The 25,916-nt window shown below is 59.7% G+C and carries 25 protein-coding genes; 9 read left to right on the top strand and 16 right to left on the bottom strand.

The genetic code is table 11. The features are described from left to right. Positions 1-52: 52 nt before the first annotated feature. From VOY09_RS09270 to proS, 4 genes are all read right to left on the bottom strand, one after another. The gene (locus VOY09_RS09270; protein ID WP_322893785.1) at positions 53-736 is read right to left on the bottom strand and encodes an ABC transporter ATP-binding protein; all 684 of its coding nucleotides are present in this window, start codon (positions 734-736) and stop codon (positions 53-55) included. Beyond that, the gene (locus tag VOY09_RS09265; protein ID WP_322893786.1) at positions 729-1,985 is read right to left on the bottom strand and encodes an ABC transporter permease; all 1,257 of its coding nucleotides are present in this window, start codon (positions 1,983-1,985) and stop codon (positions 729-731) included. Before VOY09_RS09265 ends, VOY09_RS09270 begins: the two co-directional genes overlap by 8 nt. 53 nt (positions 1,986-2,038) lie before the next feature. Continuing rightward, complete coding sequence (locus VOY09_RS09260; RefSeq protein WP_322893787.1) at positions 2,039-2,668, bottom strand: DUF2937 family protein; 630 nt, start codon at positions 2,666-2,668, stop codon at positions 2,039-2,041. Positions 2,669-2,779: 111 nt separating this feature from the next. After that, positions 2,780-4,120, bottom strand: coding sequence for a proline--tRNA ligase (proS, locus tag VOY09_RS09255; RefSeq protein WP_322893788.1), 1,341 nt, complete (start codon positions 4,118-4,120; stop codon positions 2,780-2,782). Positions 4,121-4,277: 157 nt separating this feature from the next. Between proS and VOY09_RS09250 the strand changes: the two genes are divergently transcribed. The 4 genes from VOY09_RS09250 to VOY09_RS09235 are packed head-to-tail and all read left to right on the top strand — an operon-like array spanning position 4,278 to position 9,835. Next, complete coding sequence (locus VOY09_RS09250; RefSeq protein WP_322893789.1) at positions 4,278-5,375, top strand: AI-2E family transporter; 1,098 nt, start codon at positions 4,278-4,280, stop codon at positions 5,373-5,375. After that, positions 5,372-6,034, top strand: coding sequence for a DnaA ATPase domain-containing protein (locus VOY09_RS09245; RefSeq protein ID WP_322893791.1), 663 nt, complete (start codon positions 5,372-5,374; stop codon positions 6,032-6,034). The genes VOY09_RS09250 and VOY09_RS09245 overlap by 4 nt, the downstream gene beginning before the upstream one ends. 50 nt (positions 6,035-6,084) lie before the next feature. Beyond that, positions 6,085-8,253 (top strand): RNA degradosome polyphosphate kinase, encoded by a 2,169-nt coding sequence (locus tag VOY09_RS09240; protein ID WP_322893792.1) that lies wholly within the window; start codon positions 6,085-6,087, stop codon positions 8,251-8,253. A 34-nt stretch (positions 8,254-8,287) separates the two neighbouring features. Then, a complete protein-coding gene (locus VOY09_RS09235) occupies positions 8,288-9,835 on the top strand; it encodes a Ppx/GppA family phosphatase (protein WP_322893793.1) in 1,548 nt (515 codons plus the stop codon). Here the strand turns inward: VOY09_RS09235 and VOY09_RS09230 are convergent. From VOY09_RS09230 to scpA, 6 genes are all read right to left on the bottom strand, one after another. After that, positions 9,832-10,200, bottom strand: coding sequence for an AAA+ family ATPase (locus VOY09_RS09230; protein ID WP_322893794.1), 369 nt, complete (start codon positions 10,198-10,200; stop codon positions 9,832-9,834). The genes VOY09_RS09235 and VOY09_RS09230 overlap by 4 nt on opposite strands. Before the next feature lie 31 nt (positions 10,201-10,231). After that, on the bottom strand, positions 10,232-11,233 hold the full coding sequence (locus tag VOY09_RS09225; RefSeq protein WP_322893795.1) for an endonuclease/exonuclease/phosphatase family protein: 1,002 nt from the start codon (positions 11,231-11,233) through the stop codon (positions 10,232-10,234). After that, on the bottom strand, positions 11,230-11,910 hold the full coding sequence (locus VOY09_RS09220; protein ID WP_322893796.1) for a molecular chaperone DjiA: 681 nt from the start codon (positions 11,908-11,910) through the stop codon (positions 11,230-11,232). The genes VOY09_RS09225 and VOY09_RS09220 overlap by 4 nt, the downstream gene beginning before the upstream one ends. Before the next feature lie 123 nt (positions 11,911-12,033). Next, positions 12,034-12,633, bottom strand: coding sequence for a VOC family protein (locus tag VOY09_RS09215; RefSeq protein ID WP_322893797.1), 600 nt, complete (start codon positions 12,631-12,633; stop codon positions 12,034-12,036). A gap of 87 nt (positions 12,634-12,720) precedes the next feature. After that, positions 12,721-12,879 (bottom strand): YqaE/Pmp3 family membrane protein, encoded by a 159-nt coding sequence (locus VOY09_RS09210; protein ID WP_322893798.1) that lies wholly within the window; start codon positions 12,877-12,879, stop codon positions 12,721-12,723. A gap of 98 nt (positions 12,880-12,977) precedes the next feature. Continuing rightward, positions 12,978-15,122, bottom strand: coding sequence for a methylmalonyl-CoA mutase (scpA, locus tag VOY09_RS09205; RefSeq protein WP_322893799.1), 2,145 nt, complete (start codon positions 15,120-15,122; stop codon positions 12,978-12,980). Positions 15,123-15,209: 87 nt separating this feature from the next. Here scpA and VOY09_RS09200 point away from each other — a divergent pair, with 87 nt between their 5' ends. Then, positions 15,210-15,677, top strand: coding sequence for a DUF4174 domain-containing protein (locus tag VOY09_RS09200; protein ID WP_322893800.1), 468 nt, complete (start codon positions 15,210-15,212; stop codon positions 15,675-15,677). A gap of 4 nt (positions 15,678-15,681) precedes the next feature. On the opposite strand, the gene VOY09_RS09195 is transcribed toward VOY09_RS09200, so the two are convergent. The 6 genes from VOY09_RS09195 to VOY09_RS09170 form a co-directional block, all read right to left on the bottom strand. Then, the gene (locus tag VOY09_RS09195) at positions 15,682-17,679 is read right to left on the bottom strand and encodes an acetyl/propionyl/methylcrotonyl-CoA carboxylase subunit alpha (protein WP_322893801.1); all 1,998 of its coding nucleotides are present in this window, start codon (positions 17,677-17,679) and stop codon (positions 15,682-15,684) included. Between the two features lie 90 nt (positions 17,680-17,769). Next, on the bottom strand, positions 17,770-17,982 hold the full coding sequence (locus tag VOY09_RS09190) for a hypothetical protein (protein WP_322893802.1): 213 nt from the start codon (positions 17,980-17,982) through the stop codon (positions 17,770-17,772). A 136-nt stretch (positions 17,983-18,118) separates the two neighbouring features. Next, entirely contained in the window at positions 18,119-18,472 is a 354-nt protein-coding gene (locus tag VOY09_RS09185) for a hypothetical protein (protein ID WP_322894139.1), read from the bottom strand. Between the two features lie 31 nt (positions 18,473-18,503). After that, positions 18,504-20,027, bottom strand: coding sequence for an acyl-CoA carboxylase subunit beta (locus VOY09_RS09180; protein ID WP_322893803.1), 1,524 nt, complete (start codon positions 20,025-20,027; stop codon positions 18,504-18,506). Between the two features lie 158 nt (positions 20,028-20,185). Then, entirely contained in the window at positions 20,186-21,544 is a 1,359-nt protein-coding gene (locus VOY09_RS09175; RefSeq protein ID WP_322893804.1) for a PepSY domain-containing protein, read from the bottom strand. A gap of 37 nt (positions 21,545-21,581) precedes the next feature. Beyond that, positions 21,582-21,977: a hypothetical protein gene (locus VOY09_RS09170; RefSeq protein WP_322893805.1), complete on the bottom strand. Its 396-nt coding sequence runs from the start codon at positions 21,975-21,977 to the stop codon at positions 21,582-21,584. Between the two features lie 213 nt (positions 21,978-22,190). On the opposite strand from VOY09_RS09170, the gene VOY09_RS09165 reads away from it, so the two are divergent. From VOY09_RS09165 to VOY09_RS09150, 4 genes are all read left to right on the top strand, one after another. Then, positions 22,191-22,550 (top strand): DMT family protein, encoded by a 360-nt coding sequence (locus tag VOY09_RS09165; protein ID WP_322893806.1) that lies wholly within the window; start codon positions 22,191-22,193, stop codon positions 22,548-22,550. Positions 22,551-22,588: 38 nt separating this feature from the next. Beyond that, the gene (locus tag VOY09_RS09160) at positions 22,589-23,800 is read left to right on the top strand and encodes a multidrug effflux MFS transporter (RefSeq protein WP_322893807.1); all 1,212 of its coding nucleotides are present in this window, start codon (positions 22,589-22,591) and stop codon (positions 23,798-23,800) included. A 51-nt stretch (positions 23,801-23,851) separates the two neighbouring features. Next, positions 23,852-25,252 (top strand): helix-turn-helix domain-containing protein, encoded by a 1,401-nt coding sequence (locus VOY09_RS09155; RefSeq protein ID WP_322893808.1) that lies wholly within the window; start codon positions 23,852-23,854, stop codon positions 25,250-25,252. Positions 25,253-25,450: 198 nt separating this feature from the next. After that, entirely contained in the window at positions 25,451-25,900 is a 450-nt protein-coding gene (locus VOY09_RS09150; RefSeq protein ID WP_322893809.1) for a carbon monoxide dehydrogenase subunit G, read from the top strand. Positions 25,901-25,916: the final 16 nt, after the last annotated feature.

Genomic DNA, 25,916 nt, shown 5'->3' with positions numbered 1-25,916 from the left:
GCCCTGGCAGGCTGATCATGCGGGCGGCGGGCGTTTTGCTGACGCAGAAAGCCTAGACCGGGACCAAGGCCCCAAGATGCAACCGCACCTGCCGATCCATCCGCGCTGCCAGGTCAAGGTTATGCGTGGCGATCACCGCCGCCAGCCCGGTGTCGCGCACCAGCGACATCAGGTTTTCAAACACGATGTCCGAGGTTTCGGGGTCCAGATTGCCGGTCGGTTCATCCGCCAGCAACAGCGCCGGTTTGTTGGCCAAGGCCCGGCAGAACGCCACCCGCTGCTGTTCGCCACCCGACAAGGCCGCAGGCCGATGCGCCGCACGTGCGGCGATGCCGACATGGGTCAGCAATTCCAGCGCGCGGGCATGGGCGGCCTTTTCGGTGACACCATTGGCCAATTGCGGCAGCACGATATTTTCCAGCGCCGAAAATTCCGGCAGCAGATGGTGGAATTGATAGATGAACCCGACCTTGGACCGGCGCACCGCCGTGCGCTTGCGGTCTGACATCTGGGTCATATCGGTCCCGGCGATGCTGACCGTGCCGGTATCGGGCGAATCGAGCAGGCCCGCGATATGCAGTAAGGTCGATTTCCCGGCACCTGACGGCGCGACAAGGGCCACAACCTCACCCGCCGCAACGCGCAGGTCGATGCCCTGCAACACGCGCACTTCATTGGGTTTGCCCGCGTTATAGGTCTTGCACAGGTCATGCAGGCTCAGGACGACATCATTCATAGCGCAACGCCTCGACCGGGTTCATCCGCGCGGCGCGGCGGGCGGGGAAAATCGTGATGATCCACGACAGGCCCAGCGACAGCGACACGGCTTTCAGCACATCGGACAGATGCAATTCCGCCGGCACATTATAGAGACCCCGGATCGACGGGTCCCACACCCCACCGCCCGAGATGTAATTCACAAGGCTGAAAATCTGGTCGACATAGATCGCGAACAAACATCCCAGCACGACGCCAAAGATCGTGCCAATCGTCCCAATCCCCGCGCCGCAGATGAAGAAAATCCGCAAAATCGACCCTTCGGTCAGGCCCATGGTGCGCAGGATGCCGACATCGCGGCCCTTGTTTTTGACCAGCATGATCAGCCCGCTGATGATATTCATCGAGGCAACCAGCACCAGAATGGACAGGATGATGAACATCACATTATCTTCAATCGTCAGCGCGCGCAGGAAGCGACCGACCCTGTCCTGCCAGCTATAGGCCCAGATGCCCTCACCGGCGGCGGTGGCAATGGTCTGTTTCAGCGCCTCTGACTGGTTGATGTCATCCAGACGGATATCCAGCTCATCAGCCACACCGTCGCGGTTGAAGATATTTTGCGCCACATCAAAGGGCAGATAGGCGCGGACCTCATCAATCTGATAGCGGCCAGTGGAAAAGATGAACACGACCTCATAGGCGTTGCGCCGTGTCGATTGCCCCATCGGCGTGGCAGCCCCCGACCGCGTGGTAATCTCGATCCGGTCGCCCAGACCCAAGCCAAGGTTCTGCGCAAGCGCCGATCCCAGCGCGATGCCATTGGGCAGATCATCGATATCGCCAATCGTGCGTTCGCTTTGCACAATCGCCTGCGAGGCTTTCAGGTCATCCAGCTGGATGCCGTAAATATCCGCCAGACCGATCTGCCCGAAGGCCGCCGCCATCGCCTGCCCACGGATCAAAGGGGCGACGCTGGCGACACCGTCCAGCTGCATGATCCGGTCGGACATTTCTGCATAATCGGCGATCACCTCGCGCGGGCGCTGCACGGTGACATGGGCATCAGCACCGACAATCGTATCGACGAATTCGGCACGAAAGCCTGACCGCACGGCCAGCGTGGCGATCAGGGCGAATACGGCAAGGGTCACGCCGATCAGGCTGATCCAGGTCATCACGCTGACGCCGCCTTCGGCGCGTTTGGCGCGGATATAGCGCCAGGCGATGATCCATTCGAATTTGGCAAAAGGGGGCGTTGTATTCATGGCGGCCTACATAGCGTCCAGGGCGGCACTGCACCAGCGCCCATCACCAAGGATCAGCGTTTTACCCCCGACAGACGTGGAATATGCGACGGCGTTTGCGCCACCAGCCGAGGCCGCGCGACGGGTGGTTCGGATTTTGCGGCTGCGGCATCGGCTTTCATTGCGGGTGCTGCGCGTTGCACGGGTTTCCGGCTGGGCTTGCGCGCGCGGCGCATGGGTGCTGTGATCAGCGCCAGCAAAGCCGCGAGCAATGCCCAGCCCCCCGCAAACCCTGCCCCGGCGGATATCGCGCCCGCCCCGGTCAGCGGCATGCCGGGCCGGAAATCAGACCAGACCGCGCGGGCCAGATCCGTATCCGCCACGCGTTGCGGCATCATCAGCCGTTCCAGCGGAGAGGCTGCGCGCAAAGCGTTCAGATCATCCGACAGTTGCGCATGCCGTAAAACTGTGCGCCGCCACATCGCGGCCTGCCCGTCCATCGGCGGGGTCTGCGCCATTTGTTGCAACATTTCTTCGCGGCCATATCCGGCCTCTAACGCGACAGCGTCAAATTCCATCAACTGATCGGCCAGCGCATCGACATAGCCGCCCAGACGTTGCAAATATTGCTGCGAAAATTCCGGGAATTGCGACAGGCCCGCCGCCCCGAACAGACCCGCGACAAGGCACAAAACCCGGATCATCGCAAAGATGCCGCCGTGAAGAAAACTGCCATTGCCTGCCTCGGACCTGTTATTGCCACAACCTTACCAGACATTGCCGCCCTGACGCATCATTTCCGCGCGATCAGCTTATCACGCGATTCCTTGATAAATCGTTGCGATCTTTGCCACAGCCTCCGCAGGTGGCAATTCTTCGCTTTCCCCTGTGCGGCGGCAGGTCAGTTCGACCACGCCGTTTTTCAACCCGCGCGGCCCAACGGTGATCCGCCATGGCAGGCCGATCATATCCATCGTGCCGAATTTCGTGCCCGCCCGTTCATCGCGGTCGTCATAAAGCGGCTCCAGCCCCAGCGCGGTCAGGCTGTCGTAAAGCGACAGACAGGCCGCATCTGCCTCTGCATCGCCTTGTTTCAGATTGATAATCCCGCAATGGAAAGGTGTGACACCTTCGGGCCAGATAATGCCTTTATCGTCATGGCTCGCCTCGATGATCGCCCCCAGCAGGCGCGACACGCCGATGCCGTGGCTGCCCATATGGACCGGCACCTTGCCACCCTTGCCGTCATCGACGACAGCGCCCATCGCGTCGGAATATTTGGTGCCGAAATAGAAGATCTGGCCCACTTCGATGCCGCGCGCCGTGCGGCGGCGTTCTTCTGGCACCTCGTTAAACAACGCCTCATCATGGGTTTCATCGGTGCGGGCATAGCGGCTGGTGAATTCATCCAGCACCGCAGCACAGGCGGCGTGATCATCGTAATCGATCTGCCGGTCACCGAATTTCAGGTCGGTGATCTGGCTGTCATAGAAGACCTCTGATTCGCCGGTTTCGGCCAGCACCAGAAATTCATGCGTGTCATCGCCACCGATCGGGCCGCTATCGGCGCGCATCGGAATCGCTTGCAGGCCCATGCGTTCATAGGTGCGCAGATAGCTGACCAGATGGCGGTTATAGGCGTGCAATGCATCCTCTTTCGTCAGATCGAAGTTATAGCCGTCCTTCATATAGAATTCACGGCCCCGCATGACGCCGAAACGCGGGCGGACTTCGTCACGGAATTTCCACTGGATTTGGTACAGCGTCAGAGGCAGGTCCTTGTAGCTGGTCACATGCGCGCGGAAGATATCGGTCACCAATTCCTCCGCCGTGGGGGTGAACAGCATCTCGCGGCCGCCACGGTCTTTGATCCGCAACATTTCTTCGCCGTAAGCATCATAACGACCAGATTCGCGCCACAGATCGGCGGATTGGATCGTCGGCATCTGGATCGCGATATGGCCGGCGCGTGCCTGTTCCTGATGCACGATATTTTCGATCTTGCGCAGCACCTTGAAGCCCAAAGGCAGCCAGGAATAAATCCCCGCGCTCGCCTGTTTGATCATCCCCGCCTGCAACATATAACGGTGCGAGACGATCTGCGCCTCGCGCGGGGTTTCTTTCAGGACAGGCAGGAAATAACGGCTGAGGCGCATGGGTTTGACCTTTGTGACAGGCGGAAATTGGCTTTGACGTGTAATCCGCCAGTCCTGCCCCCGCAAGCATTGTGATCAAAGCCCTTGGAAATTGCGTGCAGTGCTTGCAAGCATGGCTCAAAAGCCGCATCAGAGCGCAAACACACAGGAGTTTCCGATGGCCCTGCCCGTCAAGGACCAGATCATTTATTGGGGGATCGCCACAGCGGTGGTGATGGTGATCCTTTGGGCCGTTGGCAATGTGATCATGCCTTTCGTGCTGGGCGCGGCAATCGCCTATCTGCTGGACCCGATTGCCGATAGGTTGCAACGCGCAGGTCTGTCACGGGTGCTGGCGGTGGCGATCATCACGCTGGTCACCGCATTGATCTTTATCATGCTGATTCTGCTGGTGATCCCGACCTTGATCAAACAGACCGCCGCGCTGATCGACACGGCGCCTGCGCTGTTTGAACAATTGCAGGGCTGGCTGACATCGCGATTCCCTGACCTGATCGAACCGGACAGCATGATCCGCCAGCAATTGCAGGCGATTGGCGAAACGATTCAAGCGCGGGGCGGCGAATTGCTCAGCGGTGTTCTGAATTCCGCGCGCGGGCTGGTCAGCGTCATCATCCTGCTGGTCATCGTGCCGGTGGTGACGGTCTATCTGCTGCTCGACTGGGACAAGATGATCGCCCGGATCGACGGGCTGCTGCCCCGCGACCATGCCGCGACCGTCCGCCAGATCGCGCGCGACATCGACCACACGTTGTCATCCTTTCTGCGCGGGCAAGGCACGGTCTGCCTGATCCTGGGCACGTTTTACGCTGTCGCGCTGATGATCGCGGGGCTGAATTTCGGGCTGATCGTCGGATTTATCGCCGGGCTGGTGACATTCATTCCCTATGTCGGCGCTTTGGTTGGTGGTATTCTGGCCATTGGGCTGGCCTTGTTCCAGTTCTGGGGCGGCGCGGTTGACGGTGAGACCGTCAGCCAGGGCACCAATTGGCTGCGGATCGGCATCGTTGCGGGGATTTTCGTGATCGGTCAGTTTCTTGAAGGCAATATCCTGACCCCGAAACTGGTCGGCAGTTCGGTCGGGCTGCACCCGGTCTGGCTGTTGTTCGCACTGTCGGTCTTTGGGTCGCTGTTCGGCTTTGTCGGCATGCTGGTCGCCGTGCCCGTCGCAGCGATCATCGGAGTCGTGGCGCGCTATGGCATCGCGCGCTACAAGGATAGCCTGTTGTTTCAGGGGCAATCGAAAGATCTATGATGGCACGTCAGCTCAGCTTTGACTGGCCCAACGGGGTGGCGCTGGGGCCGGATGATTTTTTCGTCTCATCGGCCAATGCCACGGCCTTTGGCATGGTCACAGACCCTGACCGCTGGCCTTTGCGCAAGCTGGCGATCGCGGGGCCTGCGGGCGGCGGCAAAAGCCATCTGGCGCGAATTTTTGCCGCTTTGCAACCGACGCAGATCATCAAAGCCGCCGATTTGACCGCAGATTTCATGCCCAGCACGCCCGCGCTGGTGGTCGAGGATATGGATGCCCTGCCCGGCCATGCGCAGGAATCCATGTTTCATCTTCATAATCATCTGCAAAATAATGCAGGCAATTTGTTGATGACCGCGCGCCAGACGCCTGCGCGCTGGCCCGTCACCCTTCCCGATCTGGCCAGCCGGATGCAGGGCAGCGCCGTGGTGCAGGTCGCCGATCCGGATGATGCGCTGCTGCAAGCGGTCATGATGAAGCTTTTCGCTGACCGTCAAATTCTGCCGCCACCGGGGCTTTCGGCCTACCTGGCACCCAGGATTGAACGGTCCTTTGCCGCCGCCGCCGATATCGTCGCGCGGCTGGATGAGGCCGCTTTGGCCACAGGACATAAAATCAACCTCAGGTTGGCCGCGCGATTACTGGACAACCAAGGTTGATCACCGCTACATCGTCATAAAACAGCAACATTGGCGGGACAAAAGGCAGCATGACAAATTCAAATTTCCTCACTGCGGACTTCCTGCCCGCCACCGCGCTGGACCTTGATCTGACAGGCCCGGCACGTTTCATGAACCGCGAACTCAGCTGGGTTGGTTTCAACTGGCGCGTGCTGGAAGAGGCGGAAAACCCCCGGGTTCCCTTGCTGGAACGGCTGCGGTTTTTGTCGATTTCTGCCGCCAATCTGGATGAATTCTTTACCGTGCGTGTGGCGGGCCTGCGCGAACTGGCGATTGCTGGCAATACCGCGCCCGGCATGGACGGTCTGACGCCTGCCGAACAATTGGTCCAGATTGATGCACAGGCGCGCGCGCTGATGGATCACCAACAGGTTGTGTTCAACGGCCTGGAAAAAGAGATGAAGGAAAACGGCATCGCTATCCTGTCGCGCAATGACATGACAGCGGCTGATAAGGATTTCCTTGCTGAATTCTTTCTTGATCAGGTGTTTCCTGTCCTGTCACCTTTGGCGATTGACCCGGCCCATCCTTTCCCCTTCATCCCCAACGAAGGGTTCGCGCTGGCGCTGCAACTGGAACGTACGGCGGATAAACGCAGCCTGCGCGCCCTTTTGCCGGTGCCTGCGCAGATCGCGCGTTTCGTCGCTCTGCCCTCCGACCATGGCGACCGCTTCCTGCCTTTGGAAGAATTGCTGCTGCTGCATATCCCGCGCCTGTTTCCGGGATATGAGGTCAAGGGCGACTGCGCCTTCAAGGTTCTGCGCGACAGCGATCTGGAACTGGAAGAAGAAGCCGAAGATCTGGTGCGCGAATTTGAAACTGCACTGAAGCGCCGGCGCAGGGGTGAAGTCGTGCGGCTGAAGATTTCCGCCAATGCGCCCCACGCGTTGCAAACCCTGATCATGTCCGAACTGCATGTCACCAACGACACCACGGTCGAGGTGCGCGGGATGATCGGCATCTCTGATCTGAAAGAACTGGTGCTGGACAGCCGGGCCGATCTGCTCTGGCCGCCGTTCAGCCCGCGCATCCCCGAACGGGTGCAGGATCACCACGGCGATATGTTCGCCGCGATCCGGCAGAAAGACATGCTGCTGCACCATCCTTATGAAACCTTCGATATGGTGGTTCGTTTCCTTAATCAGGCAGCACATGACCCCGATGTGGTGGCGATCAAACAGACGCTGTATCGCACATCGCAAAGATCACCGATTGTCACCGCCCTTTGCGAGGCGGCAGAGAATGGCAAATCGGTCACGGCACTGGTCGAACTCAAGGCCCGCTTTGACGAGGCCGCCAATATCCGCCAGTCGCGTCGTCTGGAACGCGCGGGCGCGCATGTGGTCTATGGCTTCATGCATTACAAAACCCATGCCAAGATCAGCACCGTCGTCCGGCGTGAGGGCGACAAACTGGTCACCTATACCCATTTCGGCACCGGCAATTACCATCCCATTACGGCGCGGATCTATACCGACCTGAGCTTTTTCACCTGCGATCAGGAACTCGGCCGCGACGCGACGAAAGTATTCAACTACATCTCTGGCTATGCGCAGCCTGAGGGGCTGAAGAAACTCGCGATTTCGCCATTGTCGCTGAAACAGACATTGATCGATTGCATCGCGCAAGAGGCGGAAAATGCCCGCACAGGCAAACCTGCCGCGATCTGGGCCAAGATGAATTCGCTGGTCGAACCTGATGTCATCGACGCGCTTTATGCGGCGTCACAGGCGGGCGTAAAGATCAGCCTTGTGATCCGCGGCATCTGCGGGCTGCGCCCCGGCGTGGCGGGTCTGTCCGACAATATCCGGGTCAAATCCATTGTCGGCCGGTTTCTGGAACATTCCCGGATCGTCTGTTTCGGGAACGGCGCGGAGCTGCCGTCGAAAAAGGCGAAGGTTTATATCTCCTCTGCCGATTGGATGGGGCGCAACCTGAACCGGCGGGTCGAAACGCTGGTCGATATCCAGAACCCGACAGTGAAAGCCCAGATCGTCAGTCAGATCATGGCTGCGAATATGGCTGACGTGGCGCAAAGCTGGGTCATGGCCCCGGATGGCAGTTTCAGCCGTGCAACCGTCGCCGAGGGCGAATTTGCCTTTAACTGCCACCGCTTCTTTATGGAAAATCCATCGCTTTCGGGGCGTGGGTCTGCAGGCGCATCGGACGTTCCGCAATTGACCCACACCGATGATTGATTGATACCTGTAGCGAAACAGCGGCGGGAATTTCATGACACAACAACCTGACCCCGGGACGATTGATTGGGGCCCGTTTGGCCGACCCTTGTTTGAAGACCCGGCAGCACAGGCGCTTGCGCGCGTCGGTGTTGTCGATGTCGGATCAAACTCTGTCCGCATGGTGGTTTTCGACGGGGCGGCACGCTCACCGGCCTATTTCTACAATGAAAAGATCATGTGCGCGCTGGGTGCGGGCCTGTCGCAAACCGGCAAGCTGAACCCAGAAGGGCGCAAACGCGCCCTATCGGCGATCCGCCGTTTCGCGGCCTTGGCCGAAGGGATGGGCATCCCGCCCCTGACCGCCGTCGCCACCGCTGCGGTGCGCGACGCCAGCGACGGCGATGATTTCCGGCAAGAGGTGTTGCGCGAAACCGGCGTGAAGCTGTGGGTGATCGACGGCAAGGAAGAGGCGCGGCTGTCCGCCCAAGGCGTGCTGCTGGGCTGGCCCGGCAGTTACGGTCTGGTCTGTGATATCGGCGGATCATCGATGGAACTTGCTGATCTGGCCGATGGCAAGGTCGGGCGGCGACTGACCTCGGCGCTTGGCCCGCTGAAACTGCGTGAAATTAAAGGCGGCAAAAAGGCGGTGAAAGCCTATGTGCGGTCAACGATGGAAGACCTGCACAAGGAAATGAACCATGAAACTGGCATGCGACTGTTTCTGGTCGGCGGGTCATGGCGCGCCATTGCGCGGATCGACATGGAACGGCGCGGCTATCCGCTGACGGTTCTGCACGAATATCGCATGGCCTCGCAGCAGATCAGCAAGACGGCGGAATATATCCGCAAATCCGACCTGACCGAATTGCGTGGCCGCTGCCATATCTCGGACAGCCGGATGACGCTGGTGCCGCTCGCCTCCATCGTGCTGAAAGAATTGATGCGGGTCTTCAAGCCCAAGGATGTCGCTGTCTCCTCCTATGGTATCCGCGAAGGCATGCTTTATGAACAAATGCCGCGCGCCTTGCGTGAACGCGACCCGCTGATCGAAAGCTGCCGTTTCGCGGAATACAAGGATGCCCGCCTGCCCGGCTTTGGCCGGATCCTTTATGATTTCGTCAAGCCATTGTTCCCGCGTGCCAATTGGCAGCGCCAAAGGATCATCAAAGCCGCCTGCCTGCTGCATGACGTCAGTTGGCGCGCGCATCCAGATTACCGGGCCGAGGTGACCTTCGACAATGCCACCCGCGCCAATCTGGGCGGGTTGAAACATTATGAACGGGTGCTGCTGGGTCTGGCGCTCATGAACCGTTACAGCAGCAAAACCGCCAATAGCCGCTTTGATCCGCTGTTCGCGATGCTGAACGCCGATCAGATCAAAGAGGCTGAAATTCTGGGCAAAGCCATGCGGCTTGGCGCAATGCTCTGGCTGACGGCGGATGAACAGCCCGGCACCTTGAAATGGAGCCGCAAGGCCAATCAACTCACCCTGCATCTGACCGAACACGCCCGGCCCCTGTTCGGCGAAGTGGCGGAAGCACGGTTCAACGCGCTTGCTGCGGCACTGAACGCGACAGGCACGGTCAAGTTCACCGGCTAAAGCTCGACCTCACCGCTTTCAGGGTCGGGTGTCCATATCGGTGCATCGGGTTTGCGGCGCAGGATGATATCGCCATTGGGCAGGAATTCGGGCGGGCTGTAATGCCGGATATCATCGATCCGGTTCAGGAAAGCGGCAAAGCTGGGCCCCATTTCGCGCAGAAATTCGCCCATGGCGGGGCCCATTTCTTCAACGGTGTCGCGCAGACTGTCAATCGCCGGTTCCATTTCGGCCATCAAGCCGCGCATGATCATGCGCGCGCCTTCTTCCATCAGGCTGAAACCCTGATCTGTCTCGGCCTCCTGCGCCACGATTGGGCTGGCGAGGCTCGTTGACAGCACGAGGATGGCGACAAGGTTTTTCATGAAAACACTATACCCCTTCCTTGCCCGATTCTCAATTCACAGGCAGGTCCAGCACGACCGGAAAATGATCCGAGGCCAGCAGCAGTGCCTCGCGCAGCGGCGGATCATGGTAAATTTTCTGATGATCGAACGGATGCCAGATCTGCCATTCCGGCGATCTTGCCCGTAATCCGGGTGACACCATCACATAATCCAGCAAGGCTTGCAGATAGGGCTGATCCTTGCGCTGAAACCGCGCCGTCGTGGGCATCGCCCCGACCTTGCGGCCCAAAGCCATCCGCGCATGCGGATCATAAAGGCCCATCGGCCCGTCTTCGCCCAGAACCACCTCGACCCCCGACCGGCCAAACAATTTTTCATATTCATCCAGGCCCGGACCATCGTTGAAATCGCCCAAGACAATCAGATCGTCGCCTGCGGACAGATGCTGATCGACCCGGCCGCGCAGCCAGACGCATTGCGCCAATTGCTTGCGCCGGTTCTCAATCGCGATCCGCACGGCGGCGGCACCATCCTTGGCCCCATGCGGTGCCTTGGATTTGGCATGCACCCCGATCAGCCGCAGTGGGCCGTTTTCCGTGGTCAGTGCCACCTCCAGCGGCGGTTTGGACCAGCGGACAATATCCAGCATCTCATCGACATCCAGATCAACGCGGAGCTTGCCGTCAAAGGCAGGCGCATCAGCGCTGGCGCGTGGATCATGCACGGCCTGTATCACGTCCGGGTCAAACATCAGCGCGATTTCCTGCTGCGTCTCATTGGCAAAGCCGGTCAGCACAGACCGCGCGCGCTGTCCGAAATCAGCGGCAAATTGCGACAAAGCCCGCACAGTGCTGCGGCGGCGGTTGGTGTCCGGTGCTTCGATCACCATCACCGCATCCGCATCCATGGCGGCAAAGACCACGCCCAGCCCTGCGGTCTGCTGACGCTTGGTCACACCCCAGCGCCCGGACCAGCTATCGTCATTGATCAATTGCCCCTGATCATCAAAGAGGCTGTTGAACCATTCCACATTATATGTGGCGATCCTCATCTTCGCTGGCTCTGAACATCTTCCCAGGCGCGGTTGATCGCGACCATGCGGCGTTCGGCCAGTTTGATCGCTTCTGGCGGCACGCCGCGCGCGATCATCCGGTCAGGGTGGGTGTCACGCACCAACCGTGACCAGGCGGCACGGACCTGATCCATCGGTGCATCCGCATCGACGCCCAAGACGGCATAAGGATCACGCTCTGCATCGGGAACAAACTGCGCGCGCAACCCGCGAAACCGGCGTTCATCAAAGCCGAAGATATCCGCGACCTTTTGCAGAAACGCATCTTCCTTGTCATGATAGAACCCATCCGCCACCGCGATATGGAACAACCCTTCCAGCAGATCACACAGCGGCCCTTCCTCATCGCCGAACATCGCCTTGATCCGGCGGGCGTAGATGTCGAAACCGGCCACGTCCTGACGTGCAAGGTCAAAGACCCGTGCGGCATTGTCTTCTTCCTCTGGGGCAATGGTGAACACGTCACGAAAGGCGCGCACTTCGCGGCGGGTGACCAGACCATCGGCCTTGGCCATCTTTGCCCCCAGCGCGATCACCGCAATGGTAAAAGCGACGGAACGGTCCGGGGGGGCACGCAGCCGGTCAAAGACCGCAAGCAGCCCTTCGCCTTTGGCCAGCGCAGCCAAAGCCTCGCCTATACGGGTCCAGATCGACATGGTTTTCTTTCGTCAGAACATTCTTGGATCAGCGATCCAGCGCCCAATCTTGAACCCGACCCAGCGTCAAGTTGCAACCAGACAAAAGACCGATTGGCAAGGAAACACGCAACCCATGGGCGTTCAGCCCAATACGCGCCGTCCCTGCGGCGTGTCAAACTCTGCTGCAAAACCCGCAAGCCCGGTCTGAAACTGAACGCGGGCATCATGCAGCGGGATGATCCGGCGCAGATGATCCGCCTCGGGATGGGTGATGGTGAAGGTCACCAACCGGCACCCCGTATCGGCCAACCGACGCGCAGGATGCACAGTGCCCGCCGCCCATTGGATCAGGGTCGGATAGGCCCCGCCATACGGCAGGCTGCCATCCTCAGGCACGGTAATCTGCCAAGCCAGATCACCCCGCGTCAATGACTGCGGCGGTCCGGCATAAGCCGGTGCAGAGGCCAGATCATCGCTCTGACAGATCCAATTGCCCAGCCGTGGCTTGCCGCTGAACTGATCCAACCCGAACCATGCAGGCCCCTCATAGGGCGCGGCATCGGGGTCTTTGGCGATGACTTCCAGATACAAATCATCCCCCAGCCCCAGCAGAGTGTTATGCGTGCCGTAGCGCGGATGCTTGCCACCGGGTTGCATCCTGACGCCCAGCTGCGCCTCAACCCAAGCGGTGCCTTCCGCGAGATCGCAACAGGCAACGGCAAGGTGATCAAGTGTCAGCATGATCTTTCCAGTTTGTATCGTTTACACGACCTTCATGGTCGCGGTCACAATCGGAATGTCAATGATGCTGTGCAAGCAAAAGACGCGTCACCGTCTGGCGATGATATAGATCGCGTGAACGATGCCGGGGATATAGCCCAGGATCGTCAGCAGGATATTGATCCAGAAATGCTTGCCCAGACCTTCCTGCAGAAAAACGCCCAAAGGGGGCAAGATGATGGCGACAATGATGCGGATGAGATCCATGTGATGCGTATTCCGTTACTCGTGATTTGACCCGTCAACGCCGATTACGCGCATTTTGTTCCCGCAAGCCGACAATCCGCGCCACCGATGCCGCCTGCTCAGCGCGACCGGGCGGCGCGGATCAAGGTCAGGATATCCTCGGCAGCCTTGGGGATATTCGTGCCGGGACCAAAGATCGCCTTGACGCCATTGTCATAAAGGAACTGGTAATCCTGCTGCGGAATGACCCCGCCACAGATCACGATGATATCACCGGCACCCGCCTCCTTCAGCGCCTGCACCAGTTTGGGGGCCAGTGTCTTATGCCCTGCCGCCTGTGACGAAATCCCGATCACATGCACATCATTGTCGATGGCATCCTGCGCCGCCTCGGCGGGTGTCTGGAACAAAGGCCCGACATCGACGTCAAAACCGATATCGGCAAAGGCCGTGGCGATCACCTTCGCGCCCCGGTCATGCCCGTCCTGCCCCATTTTCACGACCAGCATCCGGGGGCGGCGACCTTCTTCTTCCGCAAAAGCCTCGACGCTTGCCTGAATCGCCGCAAACCCCGCATCGCCTTCGTAGGCCGCGCCATAAACCCCGGCGAGCGTCTTCACCTCGGCCCTATGCCGTCCGAACACCTTTTCCATCGCCATGCTGATTTCCCCCACAGTGGCGCGCGCGCGTGCCGCGATCACCGCAGCCTCCAGCAAATTGCCACCCTCACCCGCGCGGCGGGTGATTTCGGCCAAAGCGGCCTCACAAGCGGCAGGATCACGGGCGGCCTTGGTCCGCTCTATCCGGGCGATCTGCGACAGGCGCACGGCCTCGTTGTCGATATTGAGGATATCAATCGGGTCCTCGTTATCCTTGCGGTATTTATTGACGCCGACGATCACTTCGATGCCCCGGTCGATCCCGGCCTGCCGTTTCGCGGCGGTTTCTTCGATCCGCAGCTTTGGCATACCGGACGCAACAGCCTTGGTCATGCCGCCCATCTCCTCGACCTCGGAAATCAGCTCCCACGCTTTTTCCGCCAATTCATGCGTCAGGCTTTCGATGTAATAAGAGCCTGCCAGCGGATCGACGACCTTCGTCACGCCGGTTTCTTCCTGCAAAATCAACTGGGTATTGCGCGCAATGCGGGCAGAGAATTCAGTGGGCAGGGCAATCGCCTCGTCCAGCGCATTGGTGTGCAAGGATTGCGTGCCACCCAAAACCGCCGACATCGCCTCATAAGCGGTGCGGATCACATTGTTGTAAGGGTCCTGTTCGGCAAGGCTGACACCGCTGGTCTGGCAATGGGTGCGCAGCATGGAGGATTTGGGGTCTTTGGGATCAAATTCCGCCATGATCCGCGACCACAACAGCCGTGCGGCACGCAGTTTCGCGACCTCCATGAAGAAATTCATGCCGATGGCGAAAAAGAAACTGAGCCGTCCGGCAAACTGATCCACATCCATGCCGCGCGCGATGGCGGTGCGGACATATTCGCGCCCATCGGCCAAAGTATAGGCCAGTTCCTGCACCAGATTGGCACCGGCTTCCTGCATGTGATAACCGCTGATGCTGATCGAGTTGAATTTCGGCATTTCGGCGGTGGTATATTCGATGATATCGGCAATGATCCGCATCGAGGGTTCGGGCGGATAGACATAAGTGTTCCGCACCATGAATTCCTTGAGGATATCGTTCTGGATCGTGCCGGACAGCACGCTTTTCGGATGCCCCTGTTCTTCACCCGCGACGATGAAATTGGCCAGAATTGGGATAACTGCACCGTTCATCGTCATGGAAACGGAGACTTGTCCCAACGGAATGCCGTCAAACAGGATTTTCATATCCTCGACGGAATCAATCGCGACACCGGCCTTGCCGACATCGCCCTCAACCCTTGGATGGTCGCTGTCATAGCCCCGATGCGTCGCAAGATCGAAAGCGACCGACACGCCCTGCTGGCCTGCTGCCAGCGCCTTGCGGTAGAAATTATTGGATTCTTCCGCTGTCGAGAACCCGGCATATTGCCGGATCGTCCAAGGGCGGCCCGCATACATCGTGGCCTTCACACCGCGCGTATAGGGGGCCTGCCCCGGCACGCCGCCCAGATGCGGCAGATCGGCAATATCCTCGGCGGTATAAAGCGGCTGGACCGGAATGCCTTCCAGCGTTTCCCATGTCAGCGCCTCCAGAGGCTTGCCCCGCAGCTCTTTGGCGGCCAGATCTTCCCATGTTTTCTTGTCGGTCATCGGATGCTCCTTCATGCTGCGTGACATTCGGTCGCGAAATTGTTGGTGTTCTTGTCCCTTTGGGACTTAGCTTTGTGGCGAAGCGGGGCTATATCATTAGTTATGAAAAGATTATTCCCTATCGCGCTGATCGCGCTTTTCGCGGCCACATCGCTGGCAGCGCAAGACGAGTCCATCATTGACCGCTGGGAAGCGGACCGGGCCCAGGTCTTTGACGCAGCCGAGGTCACCTTGCAAGATCTGCGCTGGGTCGCGCGGCCTGTCGTGGTCTTTGCCGATACGCCCAATGATCCGCGTTTCCAGCAGCAGATGGATTTGCTGCTGGCGGAAATCGACCGGCTGGTCGAACGCGACGTGATCCTGATCACCGATACCGACCCCGAAGCGCGCAATTCGGTCCGGCAAGACCTCCGCCCGCGCGGATATGCCCTGACTGTGGTCGACAAGGATGGGCGTGTGCTGCAACGCAAACCGGAATTATGGTCGGTGCGCGAATTGACCCGCTCCATCGACCGCACCCCCCTGCGCCAGCAGGAGGTTGAAGACCGGCGCGGGGCCAATATCCGGTAACGGGTCATTCAAACTCCATGATGACATCGTCAACGGCCAGACTGTCACCGGCACTGGCGTTGATCTTGGCGACGACACCTTTGCGGTCGGCGCGCAGGATGTTTTCCATCTTCATCGCCTCAACCGTGCACAGCGCCTGCCCTTCCTGCACCTCATCCCCGACGGCGACATCGACCTTCACGATCAGGCCGGGCATCGGGCAAAGTAGCACTTTGGACGTATCAGGCGGCAGTTTTTCCGGCATCAGCGCGGCCAGTTCCGCCTGACGCGGGCTGCGCACATGCACCTTCAGATCAGCGCCCCGATGCCGGATGCGGAACCCGCCAGAGATTTTGGCGACCTTCAGCACCAAAGGTTCCCCGTCGATGGTCAACCGGGCCAGCGGTTCGCCCGGCGTCCATGCGCTTTCCACGCGCATGGTCCGCTCGCCAACCTGCACATCGGCACCTTTCTTATCCGCCGTGATCGTGACCTGATGCGCCGCCCCTTGCAGGCTGACCACCCAGTCTTCGCCGACCCGGCGTTTGTGATTGTCCATCCGGCCCGATATCCGCGCGCGGCGGATTTCACCGACGCGGTGCATGGCGGCGGCGGCGGCGGCGATCCGGGTGCAGGTGTCATCTGGTAAGGTCACACCGTCGAACCCATTCGGAAATTCTTCTTCGATAAAGGCGGTGGTCATCGTGCCGCTGGTGAATTTGTCATGGTCGTAAACGGCAGCAAGGAACGGCAGGTTATGCCCGATCCCTTCCACCTCGAACCCGTCCAGCGCGAGGCGCATTTCCGCAATCGCACTGGCACGGTCCGGCCCCCAGGTGCAAAGCTTCGCGATCATCGGATCGTAGAACATGCTGATCTCGCCGCCTTCAAACACGCCAGTATCGTTGCGCACGACGCGGGTGGGTGTCGCCTCTTCCACCGGCGGGCGGTAACGGGTCAGCCGCCCGATGGAGGGCAGGAAACCGCGATACGGATCCTCGGCATAAAGGCGGCTTTCCATGGCCCAGCCGTTGATTTTCAGATCGCTTTGCGCAAAGGGTAAGTGTTCGCCCGCAGCGACACGGATCATCTGTTCGACCAGATCAATGCCGGTGATCAGTTCGGTCACCGGATGTTCGACCTGCAACCGCGTGTTCATCTCAAGGAAATAGAAGTTCCGGTCGCCATCGACAATGAATTCCACCGTGCCTGCGCTGGTGTAACCCACCGCCTGCGCCAGCGCGACGGATTGTTCGCCCATCGCCTTGCGGGTCGCCTCATCCAGAAACGGGCTGGGGGCTTCCTCAATGACTTTCTGGTTGCGGCGCTGGATCGAACATTCGCGTTCATGCAGGTAAACTGCATTGCCGTGTTGATCCGCCAGCACCTGAATTTCGATATGGCGGGGTTGGGTGACGAATTTTTCAATGAAAATCCGGTCGTCGCCAAAACTGCTTGCGGCTTCGTTCTTGGACGACTGGAACCCTTCGCGGGCTTCATCATCGTTCCACGCGATCCGCATCCCCTTGCCACCGCCACCGGCGCTGGCCTTGATCATCACCGGATAACCGACCTGATTGCTGATCTTCACCGCATCTTCCGCATCCTCGATCAGGCCCATGTAGCCGGGGACAGTCGAGACGTTGGCCTCTTGTGCGAGCTTTTTGGAGGTGATCTTGTCCCCCATCGCCTCGATCGCGCCTTTTGGGGGGCCAATGAAGGCGACGCCCGCAGCCTCCAACGCCTCGGCAAATTTGGCATTCTCGGATAGGAAACCGTAGCCGGGATGCACCGCCTCGGCCCCGGTTTCCTTGATCGCGGCCATGACCTTGTCGATCACGATATAGGACTGGTTGGCGGGGGATGGGCCGATATGCACCGCCTCATCCGCCATTTTGACATGCAGCGCGTGGCGATCCGCATCGGAATAGATCGCGACCGTCTTGATCCCCATTCTGCGGGCGGTCTTGATCACGCGACAGGCGATTTCGCCACGGTTGGCGATCAGTATTTTCTTGAACATCAGACTTTCCCCCCAAAACGCAAAAACGCCGCCGGGATATTCCCCCGACGGCGATGATCGTGATCAGACGCGCCCGCAGGCGCAGTCAGTTTAGCGGCGTGCTGGACGGCAAACGCCCACGTCGTCACAGAGCAGACCAGCGGCAACGCCAGCTGCGCCAGCGGCGACAGGATCGACACCGATTGCGTTACCGACGACAACACCGGCACCGGCGCCGACGACACCGCGTTCAACGTCCGATTCCAGACAAGCCGACAGACCGAAAGCTGCGACAGCAGCCAGGATGATGGATTTCGTGTACATAATGTTTTACCTATTTTCTGTTGCAAGGAGGTAGCGGCAGAATCGACGCTATTGCCCCTTAACTCAATAGCTGTTTTGCCGTGATATCCAATAACAGACGGATTTCCGCCCATCGAATACAAGATATTGTGGCCCATCAGTCAGACAGCCCCGGAACATCAGGGAAACTCTGCCGCGCGACACGCACATCAATGCGTAACATCGCCTCATAGCTCGCCGGATCAAACGGGTCCTCGGCCGGGACCACCTCGCGCCCGAACAACCAGCTCAGCCGCCCTGCATCCAGATTGCCGCGCACGAATGGTTCGTCGCCAAACGCCTCCCACAGGGCCTGCATGAAACCGGCATCGGCGCGTTTATCGGCAGGGCGGCGGTCGGGATAGCGCACGCGTTCGGTCAGCGGTGTCGCACCATCCTTGTTGGCGCGGCGCAGCACGAATTGGAAATCGGTGCCCGGCAGGCGGCCCGGAAAGCCGCGGTGTTTGTCCATATAGGGCAGTGCCATCAGAGGTTCTTTCGTATCACAAAGGAATATTGTCGTGTTTTTTCCAAGGCATCTGGGCCTTTTTCGACCGCAGAGATGCAAAGGCCCGGCACACGCGTTTGCGGGTGGAATGGGGCATGATGACCTCGTCGATGAAGCCCTTCTCCGCCGCGACAAAGGGATTGGCGAAACGCGCCTCATATTCGGCGGCGCGGATTGCGATCTCTTCTGCGGATTTGCCGCGGTGGATGATCTCGGTCGCCCCCTTGGCACCCATCACGGCAATTTCCGCCGTGGGCCAGGCATAGTTGAAATCCGCGTTCAGATGTTTGGACGCCATCACATCATAAGCCCCGCCATAGGCCTTGCGGGTGATCACCGTGACCTTGGGCACCGTGGCTTCGCCATAAGCAAACAATAGTTTCGCGCCATGTTTGATGACGCCACCATATTCCTGCGCCGTGCCGGGCAGGAAGCCAGGGACATCGACCAAGGTCAGCACGGGAATTTCAAAAGCATCGCAAAACCGGACGAATCGCGCGGCCTTGCGGCTGCTGTCGATGTCGAGGCACCCTGCCAGCACCATCGGCTGGTTGGCGACAACACCCACGGTGGAGCCTTCCAGCCGGATGAAGCCGGTCAGGATATTTTTCGCAAATTCCGCCTGAATTTCGTAAAAATCTGCCTCATCCGCGATTTTCAGGATCAATTCCTTCATATCATAGGGTGAGTTCGGATTGGCGGGGATCAGCGTATCGAGACTTTCCTCGATCCTGTTCACATCATCAAAGAACGGGCGGACCGGGGGCTTTTCGCGGTTGTTCAGCGGCAGGAAATCAAAGAGGCGACGTGTTTCTGCCAAAGCCTCGACATCGTTTTCAAATGCGCCATCGGCGACGGATGATTTGCGGGTATGGGTTGTGGCACCGCCCAATTCCTCTGCCGTGACAATTTCATTCGTGACGGTTTTGGCCACATCGGGGCCGGTCACGAACATGTAGCTGGAATCTTTGACCATGAAGATAAAGTCGGTCATCGCGGGGCTGTAGACGGCCCCACCGGCACAAGGCCCCATGATCAGGCTGATCTGCGGCACCACACCGGAGGCGGTGATATTGCGCTGAAAAATCTCGCCATAGGCGGCGAGGCTGGCGACACCTTCCTGAATCCGCGCGCCACCGGAATCGTTCATCCCGATCACCGGCGCGCCGTTCTGCATAGCCAGATCCATGATCTTGCAGATTTTCTTGCCATGGGTTTCCGACACCGACCCGCCCATGACGGTAAAGTCCTGCGAAAACACATAGACCAGCCGCCCATTGATCGTGCCCCAGCCGGTGACGACGCCATCGCCCGCAGGCCGGTCCTGTTCCATCCCGAAATCGGTGCAGCGATGGGCGACGAACATATCGAATTCCTCGAACGATCCTTCGTCCAGCAGCAGATCGATACGTTCGCGCGCGGTCAGCTTGCCTTTGCTATGCTGCGCTGCGATGCGCTTTTCGCCACCGCCGAGACGCGCTGCGGCGCGCCGGTCTTCGAGTTCTTGCAGAATATCCATAAAGAGGTCTCCCGAGTTTCGACATGCATAGCAGGTTCAGCGCGTGAGAGAAGCAGGATTGAGGATATTTGCAAACTGTGGACTTCGCAAAATAGCAATATTGCAAAGTCGCAAATATTTGCAAATCGCCGGGCCGTCATGACAGCGGCCCGGTTTGATCAGGCGGCCTGTCTGCTGATCGCTTGCCAGATCAGATCAAGCAGGACCATCACCAACAGCGCCAACCCGGTCAGCGGGAACAACGCGCCCCCTATGCCGAGGATCGCAAACAAGCCGATGAACACCCTGCGATCCGATGGCAAAGGCGGCACGCCCATGCCCCCTGCCGGGCGACGTTTCCACCACATGATCGCCGCCGACACCGCCGTCAGCACGATACCCGCGCAGACCAGCAGCAGAAAGATCTGGTTCGCGAGGCCAAAGGTCTGCCCCATATGGGTGTTGATCCCGAATTCCAGCCAACGCCCCAAAGGGCCGTAATCGGCATAATGCATATCGACCAGCGGTTCGGCAGTATATTGGTCCAGATGGATGACGCGCTGCTGACGCAGATCATCAGGATAGACGGAGCCGGAAAAAACGCCTGTGTCGGTCCGGGGCAGGCCCACGGAAAAACCACGGTGCAGGCCCAGCGCCTGAAATTCCGCCACGGCGGCATCAACCCCGATGGACGTCGCCGCAGGCACAGATTCCGGAAGCTGCGCCTGCTCCAGCGACCATGACGTCTTGGCCACATCATCCAGCTTTTGCCCCGACATCGGCACATCTATCCGCACGCCCGACGGATAGCCGAAATTGCTGCCATTGGCCCATTGGTTCACCTGCGCCCCCCAGAAAGATGACCAGGGCATCCCGGTGATCACCAGAAAGATCAGGAAAGCGCCAGTGAACACACCTGTCACCGCATGAATATCACGCCAGAACACGCGCCTTGTCCGGTCACCCCGCACAGTGACGACGCCACCTTTTTGCCCGCGCGGCCACCACAGATAAAGCCCGGTCAGCACCAGCAGGATGGTGAAACCGGCAACAATCTCGATCCACATCCGCGGGGTCGCGCCGAAAAAGCGGAAGGAATGCAGGTAGCGCACCGTCCAAGCAAAAGTGCTGCGATGCGGACGGACCTCCAGCACTTCACCTGTATATTGGTTGACATAGGCAGTCATGCGGGTGCCGCTGTCGGGCATGATCGAGACTTCGGTGGATTGGATGTCGCTGCGCGGGTCGGTATATTGCAGCGCCACGCCGGGCTGGGCCGCCAAGGCCGCCGCGATGATGTCAGAGGGGGCGAGGCGTCCGTCCTGCGGCGTGACCAGCATGAAATCAGCATGGACAAGGTTATCGACCTCGTCCTTGAACAGATAGATCGCGCCGGTCACCGCCAGCGTGATCATGAAAGGCAGCACCAGCAGCCCGGCATAGAAATGCCAGCGCCAGACAGCCCGGTAAAGATTGGAAACAGCGTCGCGCAGCGCGGACGCCTTTGGGGCCAGAGCCCCTTGGGTGGTATCATTCATATTCTATTCTCACTTTGAAGAGTCTTGGCAAAGATCGTCAAAGCAAGGCGGGTGGCCCCGTCGCAGGTGGCAGGCCGGTCGCGGCGGCGACCATACGGATGGTGCTGGCCGAGGGCGGGGTTTGCGATGCACGAAAGGCCACAGGCACGATCAGGTCGGGCAGCACGACGAGCGCAAAGGCGGGCTGCGCCGCCGCCCAGTCGCAGGGATCATGATCCGGCAGATCATCTTCGCCCGCATCGTCGATCGGCTGCATCGTGACCGGGTCAAAGGCCATTTCGACCATGCCGGCATCGGTGCAGATCACCAATATGATGGCACCGCTGTCTGATCGTTCAGGCATGACCCCCGTGCCCAGCAAGGACAGCGCTAGAAACGGCAGCAAAGCCAACCACAGCATCAACCGGCGCAATGTCTGATCAAAGGGTTGCATCATGTCGTCCGGCGCGCCCGTCGCGTCATTCAAGGATCATGGCGTCGTTAGCCGCTGCCTGACCCAACCGCAACGGGTTTTGCGCCATGGCAGACAAACGCCCCACAATTTGCAAACCATTCTGGCCAGTTTTGCAAATCGCGCCATTGAAATCCCCATTTGCGCCGCCCGGCTTTGCGGCTAATCCTGCTTTACCCGCAACCGGAGTCGCCCATGTCCCTGCCCGTTCCCGTCATCACCATCGGCCTGTTGCTGATGTCGAATATTTTCATGACCTTCGCCTGGTATGGACATCTGAAATTCAAGGCCGCCCCCTTGCTGCTGGTCATCATCATCAGCTGGGGGATCGCGTTTTTCGAATATGCGATGCAGGTCCCCGCCAACCGGATCGGACATGGGTATTTTTCCGCAGCCCAGCTGAAAACCATACAAGAAGTGATCACGTTGAGCGTCTTCATGGTCTTCTCGGTCTATTATCTGGGCGAACCAGTGCGTTGGAACCATCTTGTCGGCTTTGGGCTGATCATGCTGGGCGCTTGGTTCGTTTTTGCACAGTTCGGTGGGCCGTCTTGACGATGGACTTCCCCCAGACGCGGGCCTAATTATCCGGGATGACAACGCATCCGATCACCCGGTTCATGGACCGGGCCACCCCGCCTCATATCATGACGCTGATCCTGATCACCGGGATTTCCGCGCTCAATATGTCGATATTTCTGCCATCACTGGCGGCAATGACGGCCTATTTTGACACCGAATATGCGATCATGCAGGTGTCGCTCTCGGGCTATCTGGCCGCAACGGCGATTCTGCAGATTTTCGTCGGACCCTTGTCCGACAGGTTCGGGCGGCGGCCTATCGTGATAGGATCATTGGTGATTTTCATCTTCGCCACCATCGGGGCGCTGTTTTCCACCACGGTCGAAATGTTCTTGTTCTTCCGCATCCTGCAAGCTGCCGTCGCCACCTGCATGGTGCTCGGCCGCGCCATCGTCCGTGATATCGTGCCAGAGGCGCAGGCGGCATCAATGATCGGCTATGTCACGATGGGCATGGCGCTGGTCCCCATGGTCGGCCCGATGATCGGCGGCGCGCTCGAACAGGCCTTCGGCTGGCAGGCGACATTCGTCTTCCTCGTGCTGGCCGGGATCGGCACGCTGGTCCTATGCCATTTCGACCTGGGTGAAACCTTGGCCAAAGGCGGCATGGGCTTTCGCGCACAGGTGAAATCCTACCCAGAATTGCTGCAATCGCCCCGGTTCTGGGGCTATGTGATGTGCGCCGCTTTCGGGTCGGGCGCGTTTTTCGCACTGCTGGGCGGCGCGTCCTTTGTAGGAACCACGATCTTTGGCCTGTCGCCCTTGTGGAACGGCATCGCACTGGGCGCGCCTGCGGTGGGCTATGCTTTCGGCAATTTCCTATCGGGCCGGTTTTCGACGCGGCTGGGCATCAACCGGATGGCCTTGCTCGGCACCGGGATTACCATTGTCGGCCTCAGCATCTCAATCCTGCTGACTTTGGCAGGCTTCATCCATCCGCTGGTGTTCTTTGGGTTCTGCACCTTCCTTGGGCTGGGCAACGGCATGACCTTGCCCAATGTGATGGCTGGATCATTGTCAGTCCGGCCACATCTGGCCGGCACAGCGAGCGGTCTGGGCGGTGCGATCATGATCGGCGGCGGCGCAGCAATGTCGCAATTCGCAGGCGCGATCCTGACGGTCGAATCCGGCACCCTGCCCTTGCAGCTGATCATGTTGATCACATCGATGCTGGCCTTCCTGTCGGTGGTCTTCGTGGTCTGGCGGGAAAAGCAGATCGCTTGACGCAGGCTTTGCAACAGCTAATCATGTTTAGCAAAGTTGCAAAGGTGGGTGATGGCGGTTCAGAAACTCTATGCCGGGGCCAAACTGCGCGAGTTGCGCGGCAGGCTGGCGATGACGCAAAAAGCCTTTGCTGACAAATTGGGCGTGTCCCTGCCCTATCTCAACCAGATGGAAAACAACAACCGGCCCGTCTCTACCGCCGTGGTGCTGGGGCTTGCGCAGGAATTCGGCTTTGATGTCACTGAATTGCAATCGGGTGACGAAGCGCGCCTTGTCAGCGACCTGCGCGAGGCTTTGGCTGATCCGGTTTTCACCGGACCCGCGCCTGCACTGGCCGATCTGCGGCTGGTCGCCGCCAATAGCCCCGCCGTCGCGCGCGCCTTGCTGGACCTGCACAGCGCTTACCGGCAGACCCATGAGCGGCTCGCGTCACTGGACGAGGCTTTGGGCCGCGAAGATTCCCGCCTGCGGCCCAGCCCTTGGGAAGAGGTGCGCGATTTCTTCCATTACTGCGACAATTACATCGACGCCGTGGACCGCAGCGCCGAACGTTTCACCCGCCGCTGCGATCCGGGCGAAAGCATGGCGCAGGCGGCGATCAAGGTGCTGGCCGGTGCCGGGGTCAAAGTGCATATCACCCAAAGCGAGACGTTGCGCCATTACGACCCTGTTGCCAAACGGCTGATCCTGTCCAGCACCGCCCATCCGGCGACCCAGACCTTTCAACTGCTGTTGCAGATGGCGCTGATCACGCAGGATCCCTTGCTGGAAGCGACCCTTGATCTGGCGCGGTTCCAGTCGGATGAGGCGCGCAGCATCGCCAAGGTGGGCTTGGCCAATTATTTCGCCGGTGCCGCGCTGATGCCCTACCGTGTGTTTTTGCAGGCAGCCAAGGACAGCCGCCATGACCTGGAATTGCTGGCCGCCCGTTTCGGTGCCTCGCTGGAACAGGTGGCGCACCGGCTGTCGACCCTGCAGCGGCCCGGGGAAAAGGGTATCCCGTTCTTCTTTGTCCGCGTCGATCAGGCCGGGACGATCACCAAACGCCATTCCGCGACCACGTTGCAATTCGCCCGTTTCGGCGGCGCCTGCCCGCTCTGGAATGTGCATCAGGCGTTTGAATTGCCGGGTCAGTTCCTGCGGCAATTGGCAGAAACCCCGGATGGCGCGCGCTATTTTTGCCTTGCCCGCGATGTCAGTAAAGCGGGCGGATCGTTTCACGCGCCGACAAGGCGCTATGCCATCGGGCTGGGCTGTGAAGTGCGCCATGCCAGCACCATCGTCTATGCCGATCACATGGATATCGGCGCGAATGACGCCTATGCCCCGATCGGCATTTCCTGCCGGATCTGCGAGCGGAAGACCTGCCACCAACGCTCTGTCCCGCCGATCGAACGCCATCTGCACGTTGACCCCAACACGCGCGGATTGCTACCTTACCAGTTGGACTGATCTGGCCCGGAGGCGCGGCCCCCCCTCTTCTTATTTCCCAAAGTACTCCGGGGTGAGCCCCGGACTTGATCCGGGGCGAGGGGCAGCGCCCCTGAAGCGGCTCCGCCGCTGCCTCCGGCGGGGATATTTGGGCTCGGACGATGGGGATTGCCAAACCGGCATTTGGCGTGAAGTATCGGGACAAATGGGAGGATCGTCATGGAATTATCAGGCAACAGGGTGATTGCGGCGGATATCGATATTGTCTGGGCGCATCTGAATAACCCCGACACATTGCGCGCCTGTATTCCGGGCTGCGAGGACCTGACCGGATCAGCCGAAGATGGTTTTGCCGCGACCGTCAAACAAAAGGTAGGGCCGGTCTCGGCCACGTTCAAAGGTGAGGTCACGCTGGAAAATATCGTGCCGGGGCAAAGCTATACGATTGTCGGCGAGGGCAAAGGCGGCGTTGCCGGTTTCGCCAAAGGCAGCGCGGATGTGGTGCTGGAAACCGTCGCAGGCGGCACCGAGCTGCGCTATGACGCCACCGCCAAGGTGGGCGGCAAGCTCGCGCAGCTTGGCAACCGGATCATCGGTGGCTTTGCCAAAAAGATGGCAGATCAGTTTTTCGAAAGGTTTCAGGCGACGGTCGAGGGCGACAAACCCTAGACCGCCGCTGGTGCGC

Source organism: Yoonia sp. 67-2 (genome assembly GCF_035117555.1).
Classification (GTDB): Bacteria; Pseudomonadota; Alphaproteobacteria; order Rhodobacterales; family Rhodobacteraceae; genus Yoonia.
Note: the sequence above shows the minus strand (reverse complement) of the source record. Positions and strands in the feature narration are given on the sequence as shown.

What these genes read in the sequence shown, in the direction of transcription:
- VOY09_RS09150 (WP_322893809.1), top strand. Translation starts at nt 25,451, where the DNA reads ATGGAATTATCAGGCAACAGGGTGATTGCGGCGGATATCGATATTGTC.
- VOY09_RS09195 (WP_322893801.1), bottom strand. Translation starts at nt 17,679, where the DNA reads ATGTTCAAGAAAATACTGATCGCCAACCGTGGCGAAATCGCCTGTCGC.
- VOY09_RS09155 (WP_322893808.1), top strand. Translation starts at nt 23,852, where the DNA reads ATGGCGGTTCAGAAACTCTATGCCGGGGCCAAACTGCGCGAGTTGCGC.
- VOY09_RS09185 (WP_322894139.1), bottom strand. Translation starts at nt 18,472, where the DNA reads ATGGACAAACACCGCGGCTTTCCGGGCCGCCTGCCGGGCACCGATTTC.
- VOY09_RS09270 (WP_322893785.1), bottom strand. Translation starts at nt 736, where the DNA reads ATGAATGATGTCGTCCTGAGCCTGCATGACCTGTGCAAGACCTATAAC.
- scpA (WP_322893799.1), bottom strand. Translation starts at nt 15,122, where the DNA reads ATGAAGGAGCATCCGATGACCGACAAGAAAACATGGGAAGATCTGGCC.
- VOY09_RS09220 (WP_322893796.1), bottom strand. Translation starts at nt 11,910, where the DNA reads ATGTCGATCTGGACCCGTATAGGCGAGGCTTTGGCTGCGCTGGCCAAA.
- VOY09_RS09180 (WP_322893803.1), bottom strand. Translation starts at nt 20,027, where the DNA reads ATGGATATTCTGCAAGAACTCGAAGACCGGCGCGCCGCAGCGCGTCTC.
- VOY09_RS09225 (WP_322893795.1), bottom strand. Translation starts at nt 11,233, where the DNA reads ATGAGGATCGCCACATATAATGTGGAATGGTTCAACAGCCTCTTTGAT.
- VOY09_RS09200 (WP_322893800.1), top strand. Translation starts at nt 15,210, where the DNA reads ATGAAAAGATTATTCCCTATCGCGCTGATCGCGCTTTTCGCGGCCACA.
- VOY09_RS09190 (WP_322893802.1), bottom strand. Translation starts at nt 17,982, where the DNA reads ATGTACACGAAATCCATCATCCTGGCTGCTGTCGCAGCTTTCGGTCTG.
- VOY09_RS09260 (WP_322893787.1), bottom strand. Translation starts at nt 2,668, where the DNA reads ATGATCCGGGTTTTGTGCCTTGTCGCGGGTCTGTTCGGGGCGGCGGGC.
- VOY09_RS09230 (WP_322893794.1), bottom strand. Translation starts at nt 10,200, where the DNA reads ATGAAAAACCTTGTCGCCATCCTCGTGCTGTCAACGAGCCTCGCCAGC.
- VOY09_RS09215 (WP_322893797.1), bottom strand. Translation starts at nt 12,633, where the DNA reads ATGCTGACACTTGATCACCTTGCCGTTGCCTGTTGCGATCTCGCGGAA.
- VOY09_RS09265 (WP_322893786.1), bottom strand. Translation starts at nt 1,985, where the DNA reads ATGAATACAACGCCCCCTTTTGCCAAATTCGAATGGATCATCGCCTGG.
- VOY09_RS09240 (WP_322893792.1), top strand. Translation starts at nt 6,085, where the DNA reads ATGACAAATTCAAATTTCCTCACTGCGGACTTCCTGCCCGCCACCGCG.
- VOY09_RS09245 (WP_322893791.1), top strand. Translation starts at nt 5,372, where the DNA reads ATGATGGCACGTCAGCTCAGCTTTGACTGGCCCAACGGGGTGGCGCTG.
- VOY09_RS09175 (WP_322893804.1), bottom strand. Translation starts at nt 21,544, where the DNA reads ATGAATGATACCACCCAAGGGGCTCTGGCCCCAAAGGCGTCCGCGCTG.
- VOY09_RS09170 (WP_322893805.1), bottom strand. Translation starts at nt 21,977, where the DNA reads ATGCAACCCTTTGATCAGACATTGCGCCGGTTGATGCTGTGGTTGGCT.
- VOY09_RS09165 (WP_322893806.1), top strand. Translation starts at nt 22,191, where the DNA reads ATGTCCCTGCCCGTTCCCGTCATCACCATCGGCCTGTTGCTGATGTCG.
- VOY09_RS09235 (WP_322893793.1), top strand. Translation starts at nt 8,288, where the DNA reads ATGACACAACAACCTGACCCCGGGACGATTGATTGGGGCCCGTTTGGC.
- VOY09_RS09210 (WP_322893798.1), bottom strand. Translation starts at nt 12,879, where the DNA reads ATGGATCTCATCCGCATCATTGTCGCCATCATCTTGCCCCCTTTGGGC.
- proS (WP_322893788.1), bottom strand. Translation starts at nt 4,120, where the DNA reads ATGCGCCTCAGCCGTTATTTCCTGCCTGTCCTGAAAGAAACCCCGCGC.
- VOY09_RS09160 (WP_322893807.1), top strand. Translation starts at nt 22,589, where the DNA reads ATGACAACGCATCCGATCACCCGGTTCATGGACCGGGCCACCCCGCCT.
- VOY09_RS09250 (WP_322893789.1), top strand. Translation starts at nt 4,278, where the DNA reads ATGGCCCTGCCCGTCAAGGACCAGATCATTTATTGGGGGATCGCCACA.